Annotated in this window: 14 protein-coding genes; 4 read left to right on the top strand and 10 right to left on the bottom strand. The window is 57.6% G+C overall.

Translation table 11 applies throughout. From position 1 onward, the window contains the following. Positions 1-24 precede the first annotated feature (24 nt). The 3 genes from RBB44_RS08260 to RBB44_RS08250 all read right to left on the bottom strand — a co-directional run bounded on the left by RBB44_RS08260 (position 25) and on the right by RBB44_RS08250 (position 4,317). A complete protein-coding gene (locus tag RBB44_RS08260) occupies positions 25-2,247 on the bottom strand; it encodes an RNA degradosome polyphosphate kinase (RefSeq protein ID WP_306146921.1) in 2,223 nt (740 codons plus the stop codon). A 263-nt stretch (positions 2,248-2,510) separates the two neighbouring features. Then, positions 2,511-3,191 carry a hypothetical protein gene (locus tag RBB44_RS08255; protein ID WP_306146920.1) on the bottom strand — a complete coding sequence of 227 codons (681 nt, stop codon included), beginning with the start codon at positions 3,189-3,191 and terminating at the stop codon, positions 2,511-2,513. 10 nt (positions 3,192-3,201) lie between these two features. Further along, entirely contained in the window at positions 3,202-4,317 is a 1,116-nt protein-coding gene (locus RBB44_RS08250; RefSeq protein ID WP_306146919.1) for an AI-2E family transporter, read from the bottom strand. A gap of 216 nt (positions 4,318-4,533) precedes the next feature. Between RBB44_RS08250 and purM the strand changes: the two genes are divergently transcribed. Beyond that, positions 4,534-5,610 carry a phosphoribosylformylglycinamidine cyclo-ligase gene (gene purM / locus RBB44_RS08245; RefSeq protein ID WP_306146918.1) on the top strand — a complete coding sequence of 359 codons (1,077 nt, stop codon included), beginning with the start codon at positions 4,534-4,536 and terminating at the stop codon, positions 5,608-5,610. 51 nt (positions 5,611-5,661) lie between these two features. Beyond that, positions 5,662-6,312, top strand: coding sequence for a phosphoribosylglycinamide formyltransferase (gene purN, locus RBB44_RS08240; RefSeq protein WP_306146917.1), 651 nt, complete (start codon positions 5,662-5,664; stop codon positions 6,310-6,312). A gap of 4 nt (positions 6,313-6,316) precedes the next feature. On the opposite strand, the gene RBB44_RS08235 is transcribed toward purN, so the two are convergent. Then, entirely contained in the window at positions 6,317-7,204 is an 888-nt protein-coding gene (locus tag RBB44_RS08235; protein ID WP_306146916.1) for an amidohydrolase family protein, read from the bottom strand. A 177-nt stretch (positions 7,205-7,381) separates the two neighbouring features. Here RBB44_RS08235 and RBB44_RS08230 point away from each other — a divergent pair, with 177 nt between their 5' ends. Together RBB44_RS08230 and RBB44_RS08225 are read left to right on the top strand one after the other, a co-directional pair. Then, positions 7,382-8,776 carry a PLP-dependent aminotransferase family protein gene (locus RBB44_RS08230; RefSeq protein WP_306146915.1) on the top strand — a complete coding sequence of 465 codons (1,395 nt, stop codon included), beginning with the start codon at positions 7,382-7,384 and terminating at the stop codon, positions 8,774-8,776. A gap of 154 nt (positions 8,777-8,930) precedes the next feature. Continuing rightward, positions 8,931-9,356 carry a DUF983 domain-containing protein gene (locus RBB44_RS08225; protein ID WP_306146913.1) on the top strand — a complete coding sequence of 142 codons (426 nt, stop codon included), beginning with the start codon at positions 8,931-8,933 and terminating at the stop codon, positions 9,354-9,356. 206 nt (positions 9,357-9,562) lie between these two features. Here the strand turns inward: RBB44_RS08225 and RBB44_RS08220 are convergent, their stop codons facing one another. The 6 genes from RBB44_RS08220 to ndk all read right to left on the bottom strand — a co-directional run bounded on the left by RBB44_RS08220 (position 9,563) and on the right by ndk (position 16,478). Continuing rightward, entirely contained in the window at positions 9,563-10,765 is a 1,203-nt protein-coding gene (locus RBB44_RS08220) for an HlyD family secretion protein (RefSeq protein WP_133950281.1), read from the bottom strand. Continuing rightward, positions 10,758-11,378, bottom strand: a complete 621-nt coding sequence (locus RBB44_RS08215) for a hypothetical protein (RefSeq protein WP_306146912.1) — start codon at positions 11,376-11,378, stop codon at positions 10,758-10,760. Before RBB44_RS08215 ends, RBB44_RS08220 begins: the two co-directional genes overlap by 8 nt. 263 nt (positions 11,379-11,641) lie before the next feature. Further along, entirely contained in the window at positions 11,642-13,738 is a 2,097-nt protein-coding gene (locus tag RBB44_RS08210) for a molybdopterin-dependent oxidoreductase (RefSeq protein ID WP_306146911.1), read from the bottom strand. A 109-nt stretch (positions 13,739-13,847) separates the two neighbouring features. Next, on the bottom strand, positions 13,848-14,285 hold the full coding sequence (locus tag RBB44_RS08205; RefSeq protein ID WP_306146910.1) for an EF-hand domain-containing protein: 438 nt from the start codon (positions 14,283-14,285) through the stop codon (positions 13,848-13,850). Positions 14,286-14,371: 86 nt separating this feature from the next. Continuing rightward, positions 14,372-15,505, bottom strand: coding sequence for a YHYH protein (locus RBB44_RS08200; protein ID WP_306146909.1), 1,134 nt, complete (start codon positions 15,503-15,505; stop codon positions 14,372-14,374). 550 nt (positions 15,506-16,055) lie between these two features. Further along, positions 16,056-16,478 (bottom strand): nucleoside-diphosphate kinase, encoded by a 423-nt coding sequence (gene ndk, locus RBB44_RS08195; RefSeq protein WP_133950293.1) that lies wholly within the window; start codon positions 16,476-16,478, stop codon positions 16,056-16,058. Between the last annotated feature and the right edge of the window lie 135 nt (positions 16,479-16,613).

Genomic DNA, 16,613 nt, shown 5'->3' with positions numbered 1-16,613 from the left:
TGATCGCTCAGCTAAACGGCCAGTTCATCTTCTCTTTTTTCGCTTAACGAAAGGCTTCGGGCGGTCGCTTTTTAGTGACTTTCCGCGGCCGGACAAAGACGGGTTCGTCATGAAATAGCGATGGGCATTGAACGGCTCGTCAGTGGCGCCGGGTTCAATACGCTCGTGACTGCCGTTTGAAAGGATCCGCCAGCTTTGCTGATTGTCCTTCAAATTGGCCACCATGATCTGATCAAGAACCTGCTCATGCACTGTCGGTGTTGTGAGCGGCACCAACACTTCCACACGGCGGTCGATGTTGCGCGGCATGAGGTCGGCGGAGCCGATATAGACATGCGCTTCAGGGGACGGCAGGCCATGACCGTTGCCGAAACAGAAAATCCTTGAGTGTTCCAGAAACCGGCCAACAATGGATTTCACCCGTATGTTGTCGGACAACCCGGTAATCCCCGGCCGGAGGCAGCAAATACCACGGATGACCAGATCGACCTGAACACCCGCCTGGCTCGCCTTATAGAGCGTATCGATGATTTCCGGATCGACCAGGCTGTTCATCTTCATCCAGATCTGTGCCGGACGGCCCGCACGGGCATGTTCGATTTCCGCTTCGGTCAACTCGATCATGCGGCTGCGCAGATTGACCGGCGAAACAGCCAGGTGATTAAGCTCTGCCGGCTCTGCATAACCGGTGATGTAGTTGAAGACCCGCGCAGCATCCTCGGCAACGCCCGGATCGTCAGTGAAGAAGGACAGATCCTCGTAAATCCGCGCCGTGATCGGATGATAGTTACCGGTCCCGATGTGGCAGTACGTCTTCAGCTGCCCGTGCTCCCGCCGGATCACCATGGAGAGCTTCGAATGGGTTTTCAGCTCGATAAATCCGAAGACAACCTGGACACCGGCACGTTCCAAATCCCGCGCCCATTTGATGTTGGCCTCTTCGTCAAACCGGGCCTTCAGCTCGACCAGAGCGGTGACCGACTTTCCGGCCTCGGCCGCCTCCGCCAGAGCCTTCACGATCGGCGAATTGTTGGATGTCCGGTAGAGCGTCTGCTTGATCGCCACAACATCTGGATCTCTGGCGGCCTGGCGCAAATACTGGACGACGACGTCAAACGACTCATACGGATGATGGACAATGATGTCCTTCTGATGAATTGCTGCGAGGCAATCACCGCCGTGCTCCCGGATGCGTTCCGGAAAACGGGCCGTGTAGGGCTCAAACTTCAGATCCGGCCGCTCCAGATCCACGATCTGGGACAAGTTGTTCAGCGCCAACAGCCCTTTGGCGAGGAAGATCTCCTCCCCGTCCACATCCAAGGCATCAGCCACGAACTCCTGTAAGGCGGGCGGTGTCGTCTCCTGAATTTCCAGACGGATCACCGATCCGCGCCGGCGGCGTTTCAGGGCGCTTTCAAACAAGCGCACCAGATCTTCTGCTTCTTCCTCGATTTCCAGGTCACTGTCACGGATGACCCTGAACGCGCCTTTGCCACGGATTTCGTAACCCGGAAACAAACGGTCGATGAACAGCGAGACGACCTTCTCGATCGCAATGAACCGCTCGGCCCCATCACTGGTCTTGGGCATTTGAACAAACCGGGCGACCTGACTTGGAATACGCAGCAGGGCAATCATGCTGCGCCCGCCGCTGGTCGGCGCCAGCTCAAAGACGATTGAAAACCCGAGGTTCGGAATAAAGGGGAACGGGTGAGCAGGATCGATGGCAAGCGGTGTCAACACCGGGAAAATGTAGGACAGAAAATGGTCTTCCAGCCATTCTTTTTCGTTGGCATCCAAGAGGTCGCCATGAAGGATCTCGATACCTCTTTCAGCGATCTCACCACGCAACTCACCCCAGATCTGCTGTTGGGTTGCCTGCAACTGATGAACCGCTTCGCTAATCTTCTCCAGCTGCTCTGTCGGCGTCAGCCCGTCATCGGAAAGATGGGTCACTTCGGCCCGTTGCTGGCCCCGCAGACCGGCAACGCGCACCATGAAAAACTCATCCAGGTTGTTAGCTGAAATCGACAGGAACCGCACCCGCTCCAAAAGCGGATGGTTGCGGTTCATGGCTTCTTCCAAAACCCGGAGGTTAAACTGCAACCAGGACAATTCGCGGTTCATAAACCGGGCTGTCGATGTCGGTAGATGCTCAGCCGTATCCCGCGCCGCCTTGATGTCCGGGTGGTTGGGCACCTTTTGCACTGAGGATGCAGTGTCAGGTGCGTCAACAGTCTCGGTCATACGGGTTCCTCCGGTCCGAAGCATTAGCGCAACTCGGCATGTTGCCGGGTCGCTTCTGGTCATAACATCTGAAAGCTCAATGGCCTAGTGTGGTGAATTTGAAATTCGCCACGTCACAGCAACGCGCTCCGTAGCGACCTTCAAATTCGAAAACCACACTAGAAACATAAACTTGTTAGTCACCCTTTTGAATCAGAAGTTCGTTCCGAGCAGGCTTCACAATGAGACGAACTTAAGATTCGGGTAACCAAGCCGAGTGGCCTTTAATCGGAGCCTGTGACAGTTTCAAGAACCCGGCCCGCGAGCGGCTTGGTGATCTTCACCCTGCCGGCAAGGGCTTCCTTGTCGATGGCGTCCACGGCCCTGAGAGCAACCTCCAGCGACCGTTCCATGCGCACGACCAGATAATCCACAACACCGATATCAACGGCGATCTGCCGGTCCGCAAAGAGCTTGACCAGAACCCGCCGCAGCAGATCGTCATCCGGCTCAAGCACTTCGACCGGTGTTGCCGCGCGCAACCGTGACATCAGATCCGGCAAGGATATCTTCCAGGACGCCGGCCATGTGCGGCTGGTGATCAAAACCGTCTTGCCCGCCTGACGCGCCGCGTTTAGCAAATGAAACAGGGCCGTGTTATTGACGCCGCGATGCGCATCTTCAACGACACAGGCGGGTGCTGAGACAAGCGCGGAGACGCCAGCCTCGGTCAAATCCCGCGCCTGGATAATTTCCGCACCGGTTTCATCACGGAAAGCCTCGACCAGGTGCGTTTTACCCGAACCGACAGGACCTGCGAGGATGATGACGGGCGACGGCCAATCCGGCCAGCGCTCCAGGAGCTCAAACGCCGCCTGGTTGGATTTGCCCACAAGGTAGTCTTCGCGGCCGAGGGCAGCATCATGCGGCAAATCCAGGGGCAACTGGCGCGGTGTTTCCGCCATCTTAACTCGTCTACTCGTTGGCTCCCTCTTGGGAGGCGGTGTCCTCAGGCCCGATTTTACTCAATCGGCGGCTCCCGGTGTAAACCGGGCTCGCTAGGTACTGCTTCAGCGCAAATCGTGCAAGCACGCCAATCATGGCCGCTGCCGGAACTGCAATCAACATCCCCACGAATCCAAAGAGATATCCAAAGGCAAACAGCGCGAACATGAGCGTCACCGGATGAAGGCCTGTGCTGTTTCCAACCAGTTTCGGCTGGAGGATATTTCCTTCAAGAAACTGACCGACGGCAAAAATTGCACCGATAACAAGGATCATCGGCCATTCCGGCCAGAATTGCACGACCCCGACACCCATGGAGACAATGAAACCCAGTCCCGCACCGACAAACGGGATGAAGCTGACGAGGCCTGCGCCCATTCCGATCAAAAGACCGAAATTCAGCCCGGCAACGGCGAGCGCGATGGCATAAAACGCGCCAAGCAAAAGACAGACAGACAGTTGACCTCGAACGAACCCGGCAACAGCGCCATCCATCTCGCGGGCAAGACCGCGAATTTCCTCAAGATGATCGCGCGGCAGCCAGCCGTCGATCTTTGCGATCATGTGATCCCAGTCGAGCAGCAGGTAAAACGCTACGACAGGCGTGATAACGAACAGAGACAAGATCGATAACAGCGCCTGACCGCCGCTCCAGACCGATTGTGCGAGTTTGCCGACAAACGCCGCGCCCTGCCCCACCATTTCGGCCATGCTTGCTTGCAGATCTGCAAGATTTATCCCGGCAGCTTCGGCAAGACGCTGACCCATTTGCTCGTTCACCAGCCCCTGAAGCTGGCGCACCAGCTCCGGGAACCGTTCAAGAAACGATGCAAGCTGGTTTCCGAGAACCGGCAGCAGCAAGATAAAAAACAGAATGAGCAGGAAGACGAACGCCAGCAGAATCGTAAATGTCGCCCAAAGACGCCCCATGCCCAGTTTTTCCAGCCGGTCACACACGGGATCGAGCAGGTAAGCAACGGCAGCGCCGGCTACAAACGGCAGCAAGACCCCTGAAAACACATAGAGAAACGCGCAGAAAGCGAACAGGGAAATCAGCCAGAACTGGATCTGACGGCGCAGTGTCATGTGTCGGTTTCCTTGTTCCGAATACGGTCTGCCGACTGCACGATATGCATCCCTGTGCCCGGCACTCTCTCGTTGTGTGCAGTTAGGATGCCTGGGGTAGAGAGGTCAAGAGCCCGCCATTTGCCGGTGACTTCACCCGCCCGGCTCTTGTTTTCTGAAGCCCCAGGCTGTAAGCGCAGCAGGCAAAGCCAACCGCAGCCAGCTTTGGAGCGCCTCATGAGCCAATCGTCTTCTTCCGGTTCCAACGGTTTGACCTATGCCGATGCCGGGGTCGACATCGACGCTGGCAATGCTCTGGTCGATCGGATCAAGCCGCTGGTCAAGGCAACTTCCCGCCCCGGTGCAGACAGTGATATTGGCGGTTTTGGCGGTCTCTTCGATCTCAAGGGCGCCGGGTTTGCCGATCCGGTTCTGGTGGCCGCCAATGACGGCGTTGGAACCAAGCTGAAGATCGCGATTGAAACGGGCCAGCACCGCACCGTAGGGATCGATCTGGTTGCCATGTGCGTCAATGATCTGATCGTTCAGGGCGCTGAGCCTCTGTTTTTCCTCGACTATTTTGCAACCGGCGCGCTGGATGTCGACACGGCCACCGATGTGGTCGCCGGTATTGCTGATGGCTGCAAGATGGCGGGTGCTGCCCTGATTGGCGGTGAAACCGCCGAAATGCCGGGCATGTATGCTGCAGGCGACTATGACCTTGCGGGCTTTTCCGTCGGCGCCGTGGAGCGCGGCGAGATTCTGCCGCGCCAGGATGTTGCTGAGGGCGATGTGCTCCTCGGCCTCGCGTCGTCCGGTGTCCATTCCAACGGTTATTCGATGGTGCGCAAGATCGTGGAGCTGTCCGGCCTTGAGTGGTCTGCACCAGCACCGTTCGCAGATGGCCAGACCCTTGGCGAAGCGCTGATGGTCCCGACCAAGATCTACGTCAAACCGCTCCTCGCGGCCTTGAAGGAAACCAACGGCATCAAGGCGCTCGCGCACATCACCGGCGGCGGCCTGCCGGAGAACCTGCCGCGTGTCCTGCCAAAAGGGTCTTCTGCGCGCATTGACCTTGCCAAGATATCCGTTCCGCCGGTTTTCTCCTGGCTCGCCGAAAAGGGCGGAGTTGCAGAAGCTGAAATGCTACGCACCTTCAACTGCGGCATCGGCATGGTTGTTGTGGTCGCAAGCGATGAAGCCGCAGCGGTCTCGGCCGCGCTGGAAACAGCCGGTGAAACCGTTGTCGAAATCGGCCGGATTGAAACAGCTGGAAGCAGCCCTGTCCTGTTTGACGGCGCACTCAAGCTTTAATCCGCCAACATTGATCCGAAAGCCATAATCCGAAACCGGGGGCCTGCCATCATGAGCCGCAAAAAGACCGCCATCCTGATATCCGGCCGCGGCTCAAACATGGGCGCCTTGATTTCCGCGGCCATGGATCCGGCTTTTCCGGCAGAGATCTCGCTGGTCATTTCCAACCGTCCAGACGCCAAGGGGCTTGAGCGGGCCCAAGAGTTCGGGATTGCCACAGCGGTTGTCGATCACACGGAATTCGGCGGCGACAGGCAAGCCTTTGAGCGCTCCGTCGATGACGTCCTCAAAGTCGCCAGGATCGATCTTGTCGCTCTGGCCGGCTTCATGCGGATCCTCTCGCCTTACCTCGTCAACGCCTGGGCGGGCCGGATGATCAACATCCACCCGGCCTTGCTTCCCTCCTTCAAGGGCCTGGCGACCCACGAGCGGGCGCTTGAAGAAGGCGTCAAACTGCACGGCGCCACCGTGCATTTTGTCTCTGCTGAAATGGATGACGGACCGATCATCACACAAGGCGCTGTGCCGGTTCTCGATCAGGATACGCCTGACAGCCTCGCGGCTCGGGTATTGGACGTGGAACACAAGATCTATCCGAAAGCCCTGCAACTGGTGGCGTCCGGAAAAGCCAAGATCAAGGGCGGCACCAAAGTCGCCACCGGCGATGTGGACGAGACCGTTGTACCGCTGATCTGGCCTTAACCCCTCACCGCACTCCGATTTGCTCCATCGAAATCTTGCGTCCGAAAACCTGTTCGGCGTTCTTGTAGGCGAGTTTTTCGGCGATCTCGCGCGGGAACTGGGAGAGCCACAGGCGGTTCATGTCCATGATCGCCGAATAGTTCTCCCACTGGCTGTTCACCCAGGTGTCGCTGCCGATCATCAGCCGGTCCTGGAAATCGAGAATGATCTCCACCCACTCGGGGCTGAGCTTGTCGCCCGGTCCGGCAATCTCCCATTCCCGCAAGGAAGTGTCCGCAAGAAGATCCGGAAACTCCTCCATCAGCGCGTAGACCTCTGACGCCGGCGTAGAGAGGCCAGCATGCGCCCAGATGATCTTCACATCCGGGTCCAGCCCATAGAGCCAGCGGATCGGTTCCGCGCCGGAGTGAACGTGCAAGTAGATGTCCCGGTCCTTCGCCATCTTGATGATCTTGCGGAAGAGCGGCTCATCAGATGTGTCCAGACGGTGAATGTGGAATTCACCAATACCCTCGTGCGGATAAGTCTCAAGACGCGCCTCCAGATAGGCGTCCATCCCCTCCGTCTTGGTCCAATTTGAGGACCCGGCCGCGCCGTGGTAGGGTCGAAGCTCCGGGACGATGCGATTGGGGGCATATTCCCAAAGCATGATCGTGCCTTCATCCGGGGTGGACGACACCAAAGCCATGCCGACCCCGTTTTCGTCCATGAGTTCGATGATGGTTTCGACCGGAAACCTTTGCCATGCCGGTTCCTTGTAATGGACATGCGCATCGAACAGCGGAACATCCTTGATCGCTTTACCGATTGGCGGCCCATCGGGTCCGTCCGCATGTGCCGTTGAGAATGCGCCGAACACCAGGATGGCAGTGGCAATCGATTTGAACTCCAAACGTCTTCTCCCGGCGTTATCAATCTGGCCTTTCAGTATAGAGGCCTGATGAAATGCCGAAAGGCGCACCGCGTTCGAAAAACATCACTCTCGGATTCACCGAACTGCTGCGGGATGACAAATTTGATTGACTGCACTATACAGTCAATATGCAGTCAATTTGGAAAGTGATCGACAATGACCGACTGGTGCCCTGACCTCAGCCGCAGCGCAGCGCCCCGCTACCTAGCGCTTGCAGACAGCATTGAGGAGGACATTGCATCGGGCGTCTTGAAAACCGGAGACCGGCTGCCTGCACAGCGTCGTCTTGCCGTTCAGCTCGGGCTCGACTTCACCACGGTTGCCCGGGGCTATAATGAAGCGCGCCGCAGAGGCGTCATCTCCTCGCTCGTCGGCAGCGGCACATTTGTCTCAGGTGACAAAAACACGGTCCCGATCGGTGCGCTTTCGCAAAACCCCATGCGAATGGCTGCTCCTGATTTTTCCATGAACCTGCCGCCTGAGCCGAATGCCCCCGAGCTTCAGGCGAAGATGCAGAAGAGCCTTTGCGTGCTCTCTGCCGATCTTCCTGGGCTGATGCGCTATCAGATCTTTGAGAGCTCAGAGCAAGACGTAGAAGCGGCCAGCCTCTGGCTGCGTCAGACTGGACTGGCGCCAGACACTGACTGCATTTTGATTGCCCCCGGAGCCCAGGCAGCACTTGCCGTGATCCTGACGACATTGACAAATCCAGGCGATCATATCGCGTGCGAGACTATCACCTATCCAGGTATAAGATCTCTTGCGGCCCAAATGGGTCTGCATCTGGCCGGGCTGGACATGGATGACGACGGAATTGTGCCGGATGCATTGGAAAAGACATGCAAAACAGGCTACCTGAAAGCGCTTTACCTCAATCCAACGATCCAAAATCCGACCACATACACAATGCCGGAGGAGCGGCGCCGCGCAATCGCAATTATCGCGGCCCGGTATGGTGTGCCGATCCTGGAAGATGATCCTTACAGCCCCTTGCTGCCCTCCGCTGCACCACCGCTGGCGGCACTCGCCCCCCGGAACACATGGTACATCGGCTCCTTGTCGAAGACCCTCGGCGCGGGGCTTCGTCTTGCCTACGTGCAAGCGCCGACAAAGAAGGCCGGTTGGCAAGTCTCCCGCGCGCTGCGCACAAGCCAGGTGATGCCCGCCCCGCTCACCGTTGCGCTTGCAACGCAATGGATCCTGGATGGAACAGCGGAAGAAATCTGCGCGGCCGTCACCAGAGAATGCGCGGAGCGGCAAAAGCTTGCCGCGCACTATTTTCAGGACCTAGCGCATCGCACAGACCCAAACGGTTTTCATCTGTGGCTCTCACTTACCAACGGCTGGACCCGCTCAAGTTTTGCAAGCCAGCTGCGCGGTCTCGAGATCGGCGTGACGGAAAGTGATGCGTTCACAGTTACCGGCTCGTCGCCGGAGGCTGTACGCCTGTGTCTGGGCGGCCCTGTTCCGCGCACCAATCTGAACACGGCACTGGAGACGATCGCCAGCCTCCTGGACAGCTCCCCGGAACAGGCGTCCGCCTATTTCTGACTGGCCGAGTTCGCGGCAGAACCAAAATGCCGCACCGGCCCTGCTTGCGAAACAGGTTCATTTTTGAGATATTGACTGCAGACAAAATGACGTCAATTTTAAAATTGACTGCATATAGCGGACAGGAGAAGTCCTGACCGGAAAGGCTTCAAACATGAGCACACAGCATCACTGGCCCAAGCTGCCCCCGCTTCAAACCGGCATTCGTGGCCGCTGCCCCCGCTGCGGTGAAGGCAAGATTTTTGACGGCTTCCTTACCATGGCCAAGGGCTGCAAGGTGTGCGGTCTCGATTACAGCTTTGCCGACCCGGCCGATGGTCCGGCCTTTTTCGTGATCTGCTTTGGCTGTATCCCCGCGGTGGCTTTCGGCATTTGGCTGGAAATCGCGTTTACCGCGCCCTACTGGGTCCACCTCGTCACAACCTTGCCGCTGATCCTTTTGACCTGCATTCCGATGCTGCGCCCACTGAAAGGCTGGCTGATCGCCAGCCAGTATTTCTACAAGGCCCAGGAAGGCCGCCTGGTAACGGCCGACGACATCGAAACAGACACCAACTCGACGAGCAAAGCCGCGAGCTAAACAGGTATGCAGCGGCGCTGAGCCTCCCTCTTTCAAAGGCGGCCATGCTGCCGATGTAACAGCGTTTCCTTCGAATACATCACGATCGGGAATGCCGGTTCGATACCTTCCCACAGGCATTGAACCTGCTGCACCGCCCATCCGGCCCCGCCCCACCCCTCAATCCCGAGGGAGGGGGCCGGACGGGATTTCAGACTTTGTGGACCCTAATGCCCACCACCGGCCAGTCCGACACCGGTGACCAAAGCAATCCAAACTTTAATCCGCAGCCCCCAAGCCTTGATGATCCCGAGCCCGCTCAACACATGGCCGGCCAGGCCATGACCAAAATTGCGATCATAGGTCTGCACAATACATCCACTGCCGTTGACCAGAAGCTGCTCGTGTTCCGGGTGAACCATCTCAAGGAGCACCGTGACTTCGCCCCGGACCGAAAACTGGGAAGGTTCCAGCAAACGGCCGGTTGCTGTTATCTGACCCGCCGCGATCTCCGGCTGGATCCCGGCAATTCGCGCAGGAAGAACGGAATCGACCATTGCAACATTGAAGTTTGTGTCACATGCAACCTCTGCAGGCATGCCAACATAAAGGACCGATCGAGCCACCTGAGAGAAGCCGGCAAGGACACGCCTTGGGTGTTCCGGATCCCGGTCCGGTATGATGATCATGGCCGGGTTGGTCGCGATCTGTGACGCGCGGGCTCCCACATGCAGGGTCAATTGATCGATCATTCCGTCCACCTGAGAGCGGACAACGGTTTTCTCGAGTTCGACTTGCGCCTGCTTTAACGCCGCCTCGGCACTCGCCCGCTGAGCCGGGATAACTTCTTCAAGCTGAAGGTTGGCCTCGTCGAGCATCGCCTGCGCCTGGGAAACCTTGGCCTGAGCCGCATCCCTGTCGGCAACAGCCGCTTCATAACGGGTCGCCGTATAAGCAGCAGACTGGCGGACTCGCAACTCTTCCTGATCTTCAAAAACCTCGATGGCCTGCTGCAACACCGCCTCTTCCCGATCCAGAGAAGCCTGTGCGGACCGGACCTGCGCTTGGGCAAGAGCAAAAGCCTTGTCGATTTCGGCCAACTTCAGTTCGGCAGTCCGAACCGCAGCCTGTTCCGTTTCGTCGCTCACGGTAAAGAGGACCTGTCCCGGCTCCACCCTGGTTCCGTTGTCGACGGCAATCTGTGTTACGGTACCGCCATTCTCGCTGACAACGGGTACCGTGCGGAACGGTACAAACCCCGTGTAGGACTTTGGATAATAATAAAAGACGGTGAAGAACACTGCGAACGCCAATGCCAGCCAGGCAAAGAGCGCAATGTGAACATTGTAGAGTGTGATCGGAATGCCGCGCCAGCGCAAATAAAGGATCCGCAGGACGAACGGGATTGAGGTAACGGTCAACTCAATCATTGCCGGTTCCTCCTTTGGATTTATCTGAAGGTGTTACAGGTGTTGGGGGCGGCGTATCTGACTGTTCAGATTCAAGATCATCAGCCTCTGCTGTCACCGTTTGGCCGGAGGCTTGTTTGGGTGCGGTTCGGACCCGTTTTCCGTCCCGGTCGTGCTCACCAAGATGCTCATGCTGCAGCTCTTCGAGCATGATTCCCTCAAGCTCCCCCTTCAGCGTGTGTTCTTTCATCGGCTCAAACCAGAGCATCAGATCCCGTGCGAGAGCCGTCGCAATCAAGGAAAGCGGCAGGAGAATACTGAAATGGCTCAAAGGCGGGAAAATCTCGTACGCAAACGCAATCATCAAGAGGGTCGGAATTGTGGTCTGAAGGGGTGTTCCTTCATTGTGCTTCTCCGCGAACCGATCGAACCGCGCGTACATATGGAAGACAGCAAACAACAAAAGAAACAAGAGCACGAGCGCAGAAAACGCTGTTGTGTCCGTCTCACCGGGGCTTGACCACCATGGAACTGTCTGCCCCGCGACATCTGACGATGATGCCCTGGCCGGAATTGAAAGAAGTGCAATAAAAAGCAGTAAAAATGCCCTGCAAATGAGTTGGCTTGGTTTCATATATTGCCACTCCAATCAGATAAAAACGTTCAGTATGAAATCGGTGAGCCGCGCGCCCCTAGGCCTTTCTAGACAAAAACTCTAACAGTTTGAAAATCAAGGTCATCCTTGATCACTTTTGAAGTTCAACGACCCGCTCATCGGCCCACATGTGCGCGCAGAAACCCATCCGGTCTCCATTGACCTCAAAAAAGGTCTTATCAGGCGATCGAGGTGGGCCGCCGTAACACTGATTGTTTGACGAAAGCCTTTGGAGACTCTCCCTAGACCGCCCGCACCCACACCGCTGTGTCGTGATAGGCTGCGCCGCCGTAAGGGGCGACCGGGTCGGCACCGGTAAGCGTGTTGATGCCGCGGCCATCTTCAAATGCCTCGTTCGGCCAGATGCCTTCCGAAATCACCGTACCCGGGGCAACGGTTTCGACATACCGCGCGTGCAGCGTGACCGCGCCGCGCGCATTGCCCATCTTCACCTTTGCACCATCAGCTATTCCGAACCTTTCGGCATCCTGAGGCCGCAGCCAGACTTCCGGCCGCCCCTCCTTCTTGCGCGAGCCATCGGTCTCGTTGAAGCTGGAATTCAGGAACGAGCGCGCCGGCGCCGTCACCAGTCGCAGCGGACATTCTTCGTTTGCGGCTTCAATTGCATCCCACTGATCCGGAAATTCGGGCATCTGCTGCCACGGACCGAAGGGATCGCCAGCGGGCTTGTTGGGGGCAGCGGAGCGGCCCCATTCCGGTTTAAAATGAAATTTCTGATCCGCATGACCGAAGCCGTTCAGGTAATGCGCCTCGGCAAAATCGGGCTGCAGATCGATCCACTTGTTTGCTTCCAGATTTTCCAAGGTGCCATAGCCGGAGTTTTCCAGCATCCAGGCGATGTGTTCGCGCGCGCTTTTCTCAAAACCTGCATGAGGTTTTGAATCAACGCGTGTTGCGATCTCGTTCAAAACAAACAGGTTTTCCTTCGGCCCTTCAGGCGGCTCGACCACTTTTGGACCAAGCAGTAGATACTGATGGCCGCCGCCCTTGTAGATATCGTCGTGCTCGAGGAATTGCGTTGCCGGCAGGACGATATCCGCCATTTCGGCGGTTTCCGTCATAAACTGCTCGTGGACGACGGTGAAGAGATCCTCACGCGCAAAGCCCTTGCGCACAAGCTCCTGTTCCGGGGCGACCGACATCGGGTTGGTGTTCTGGATCAGCATAGCCTTGACCGGAGGCCCGCCCAACAACGCGTCCTGATCGCCCGTCAGAATACGCCCGATGAGGCTTTGATCCAGCGTCCGGACAGATGGATCGATCAGACTGTTCGCCTCGATCATCTCCTTGTTCAGTTGGTAGATCGCCCCGTTGTTGTGAAACGCACCGCCGCCCTCAACTTGCCAGGCGCCGGTGACCGCTGCGATGGAGGCGGCCGCGTGCATGGCCACCGCGCCGTTGCGTGCGCGGGTGAACCCGTAGCCGAGACGGAAGAATGTCTTCTTGACCTCACCGATCATCCGGGCAACCTCTTCGATCCGGGCCACCTCAAGACCGGTGATCGCGGCTGCCCATTCTGGTGTCCGCGTTTGAAGATGTGATTCCAGTTCCTTCGGGAAGTCCGTGTATTTGCTCAGATAATCCCAATCGGCAAAACCATCCCGGAAGAGTACATGCATGATTGCACAGGCAAGTGCGGCGTCGGTCCCCGGCTTCAAGATCAGGCCGACGTCCGCTTGTTTCATGGTCTCGGTCTTGTAGACGTCGATGACAACGATCTTGGCCCCGCGCGCCTTTCGAGCCGCAATCGCGTGGGTCATGACGTTGACCTGCGTTGCAACCGCGTTGGTGCCCCAGATCACGATTTGGTCTGAGACGGCCATTTCGCGCGGGTCAGGCCCGGCCAGTTTGCCGGTGCCTGCGACATATCCAGTCCAGGCCATGTTGGTGCAGAAGCTGTCGAACTGGCGGGAGTAGCCCTTGGCGTGGCGCAGGCGGTGAATGCTGTCGCGCTGCACCAGCCCCATGGTCCCGGCGTAGTGATACGGCCAGACGCTCTCGGCACCGAATTCGGCTTCTGCCTCCAGGAACTTTTGGGCAATCAGGTCCAGCGCGATGTCCCAGGAGATTTCCTCAAACCGCCCTTCCCCCTTCTTGCCGACCCGCCGCAAGGGCTTCAGCAAGCGCTCCGGGTGATAAAGCCGCTCGGCGTAGCGGGCGACCTTTGCGCAGATAACACCCGCGGTGTACGCGTTGTCCTTGGCACCGTTCAGCCGCTTCACATCGCCATTGGGATAGAAATGAACATCCAGCGCGCAGGTGGACGGACAGTCATGAGGACAGGCGGAAAAGGCAGATTTTGGCGGCTGCTGCGTCATGGATCATTCCGGTCTTTGAACACGAGCGATCCTTATCCCTTTTCGCGCGCACAACCGTCAAGCACAGCTTTGTTCGGGTGACATTTGCGAGAGAACAGTCCCGCATGTGTTAGCGCAACTTGATGCGTGCATCGCGGTCGTGCCATTTGGTCTGAAATTCCTCGGCACTGACCACACCATCCTTGTTTTCGTCCATCAGGTCGACCCAGGTGCCCGAATTCGACATGAATTCACCGGCTGACACTTTGCCGTCGCCGTCGACGTCGTTCAGGTCGAGCCCCATCAACATGGACGTGTCCTCGGACCCGGAAGCTGCCCCGGTTTCCGCGCTGACGGTAAACTCGTCGCTGTCCAGAAATCCATCCTTGTTGGTGTCAAGCTTTGCAAACAGAGCTTGCCTGCGCTTTTCGGCTTCTTCGAGGGAGACAGCGCCGTCGTTGTTTATGTCCCATCGTTCAAGAAAACTGGCCCCGGCATCATCAGCCGCCTGAACATGCGTTGCGCCCAACACGCCCGCAAAGAGTGCCGGTAAAAAAATTGATTTCATAAAAGCCCCCAGTTTCAATCCGTGGGCAGAGCACACTGTTCAAAAATGACAAGGGTGCGCATGCCCACGCACCCTTGTCTCCTTATTCAGCTGCCACTGCAAGGGCCGCGGCCACCTTGCCGGCGCTGACCATGGCGCGGCCCAGCCCCCGGGGGTGGCGGGCGGTGACCGCCCTGAAGGAACCGGGGCCGGTGGCCACCCTGTGCTTGGATTAGTGTCAGAGCCACTCCGCTGTTGTCCGCCATTGCCGTGAAATCGATTGTTGGCACATTGCTTTCGGGATCAGCTGCAAGCTCTGCAAACTGGCTTTCGGCATCATCAACTCCCCCATCCGCGCGGCGTTTCAAGCGCTTGAAACTGCTGTCCGCGGCCCCCATCCAGCAGCGGGGAATGTAAGGAAAACTGTCTGTCAGGACGTAGTGATAGGTGCCGTTCGGATATTCCGGGGTAACGGCGAAACGGCCGTTGCACTGGTCCAGATCCCCCGCCCCTGGCACATAGGTCCAGTCTTGGGTGAATTTGCCATTGTAACGCCCGCCCGGCCCGTTTGGACGGGTTCCGCTCTTAACCCGATAACTGCTTTTCAGCTTCTTCACCGCCGATTTCTGCTCAGAGTTCGAATAGCCATACGGCCCGTAGATCGGAAATCCATCCGCTGCCCATCCGATCAGCGCGGGAACGGAATTACCGCCTTCAGCGGCCAGAACCCCGGTCGGAATGCCGTGGTAGTGGTACGTCCCGTCCGGCTGCACATGGGCATTGTACTTGTCGAGCCCCAGCTTGCAGGCCCCGCCCAGCGCCTCATAATTCCAGCCAGAACGGCGATCATTCTGCCAGTATTCCGCCGTACCGGGATCCATGACAACGCCATTGATCGCAATGCCGAACACAGCCCCTTGGGCGTTTGACGCACGGCCGGTCTTGCGCGGAGTGAGCGGAACCTTGAGATTGTAATTTTTCTTGGAAATTGAATGAGGATTGTTGCGGTTCGGGAAGGTGCCCGGTTTTTTGATCGGATAACCATCGGCGCGGATCCGCCGTGTGTTGCCATCCACCGTGATGTTCGCTGAGGCTTCGGCTTCCGGAACTAGAAGCTCCAAAACATCCTCTCCGAAGTGGTGATGTTCAAGCGCTTCTTCACCTGTCAAAGGCGCCGAACTGTCGTGCGCCGCGGCTGGTGAGGCAGCGAGTGCACACATGAGAAATGCCGTTTTGCGCATTTCCAAGTCTCCCGTGTCGTGGGGTCTGTAGACATTTGGGATTTGGCCTTGGTTTGGCTCAAGGGGCGCCAGTTCAAGAAGAAAAGGCGCGGGAAGGATACCCCTTTCAAGCCTTTGCGACGCCGAAATGAGCCCTTTGAGCCAAATCCGCTCCGGACGCGGTGAATTTCGGCCTCGCGGGCGTCGAAAAGTCCTTGTGGTGTGCGGGCACCACCGCAGGCTTTCCTTCTACTCGAGGGCCGGAATTCAACACGCGCCAAGACCGAAACCCAAATGTCTACAGACCCAAAGCCCAAGACACACTCAATATGGCTGCATCGTCAAGCAGATGCTGTCCCAAACCGGTATGGAAGTGTAACGGAATGTAACGGTGGCACTTTTTACGCCTCCGCCGTCCCGGCCTTACGCCGGGACCTGTCACCGGCATTCAAGTATGGCCCCGGATCAAGCCCGGGGCAGCGCGAAGGAGTGGCAAAAGGTTTCCCAAACACAAAAAGGGCCGGCCACTATTCGCGGCCAGCCCTTTCATATTCAATCAGCTAAAAAGAAATTAGCCGACCAGCTCGGTGCCGGAGAACCAGAAGGCGATTTCTTCTGCTGCTGTTTCCGGAGCATCGGAGCCGTGAACAGAGTTTTCGCCGATGGACAGAGCGAATTCCTTGCGGATGGTGCCTTCGTCAGCATCTGCCGGGTTGGTTGCGCCCATGACTTCACGGTTCTTCGCGATGGCGTTTTCACCTTCCAGAACCTGAACAACGGTCGGGCCGGAAGACATGAATTCAGTCAGTTCGCCGAAGAACGGACGCTCTTTGTGAACGGCGTAGAAAGCTTCTGCTTCACGGATGGACATCCAAACGCGCTTGGAGGCAACAACGCGCAGGCCTGCGTCTTCGAACTTCTTGATGATGGCACCGGTCAGGTTGCGCTTGGTTGCGTCCGGCTTGATCATGGAAAACGTGCGTTCAATCGCCATAGTCTCGTCTTTCTCGATTTTGAGGAAAGGACCGGCAACACCGCCGTATCCTGCATCTTTTTGAAATTTCGCGGCCTTAATAACGGGGCCTTGCCCCGCCCGCAAGGGGGGCATGACATGACATTTTCATGTCGA

The sequence above is a fragment of the Roseibium sp. MMSF_3247 genome (assembly GCF_030733765.1).
Taxonomy (GTDB): Bacteria; Pseudomonadota; Alphaproteobacteria; order Rhizobiales; family Stappiaceae; genus Roseibium.
This window is presented reverse-complemented; position numbering and strand designations above follow the sequence as displayed.

Coding starts and splice junctions, on each gene's coding strand:
- RBB44_RS08260 (WP_306146921.1), bottom strand. CDS start 2,247: ATGACCGAGACTGTTGACGCACCTGACACTGCATCCTCAGTGCAAAAG.
- RBB44_RS08255 (WP_306146920.1), bottom strand. CDS start 3,191: ATGGCGGAAACACCGCGCCAGTTGCCCCTGGATTTGCCGCATGATGCT.
- RBB44_RS08250 (WP_306146919.1), bottom strand. CDS start 4,317: ATGACACTGCGCCGTCAGATCCAGTTCTGGCTGATTTCCCTGTTCGCT.
- purM (WP_306146918.1), top strand. CDS start 4,534: ATGAGCCAATCGTCTTCTTCCGGTTCCAACGGTTTGACCTATGCCGAT.
- purN (WP_306146917.1), top strand. CDS start 5,662: ATGAGCCGCAAAAAGACCGCCATCCTGATATCCGGCCGCGGCTCAAAC.
- RBB44_RS08230 (WP_306146915.1), top strand. CDS start 7,382: ATGACCGACTGGTGCCCTGACCTCAGCCGCAGCGCAGCGCCCCGCTAC.
- RBB44_RS08225 (WP_306146913.1), top strand. CDS start 8,931: ATGAGCACACAGCATCACTGGCCCAAGCTGCCCCCGCTTCAAACCGGC.
- RBB44_RS08220 (WP_133950281.1), bottom strand. CDS start 10,765: ATGATTGAGTTGACCGTTACCTCAATCCCGTTCGTCCTGCGGATCCTT.
- RBB44_RS08215 (WP_306146912.1), bottom strand. CDS start 11,378: ATGAAACCAAGCCAACTCATTTGCAGGGCATTTTTACTGCTTTTTATT.
- RBB44_RS08210 (WP_306146911.1), bottom strand. CDS start 13,738: ATGACGCAGCAGCCGCCAAAATCTGCCTTTTCCGCCTGTCCTCATGAC.
- RBB44_RS08205 (WP_306146910.1), bottom strand. CDS start 14,285: ATGAAATCAATTTTTTTACCGGCACTCTTTGCGGGCGTGTTGGGCGCA.
- RBB44_RS08200 (WP_306146909.1), bottom strand. CDS start 15,505: ATGCGCAAAACGGCATTTCTCATGTGTGCACTCGCTGCCTCACCAGCC.
- ndk (WP_133950293.1), bottom strand. CDS start 16,478: ATGGCGATTGAACGCACGTTTTCCATGATCAAGCCGGACGCAACCAAG.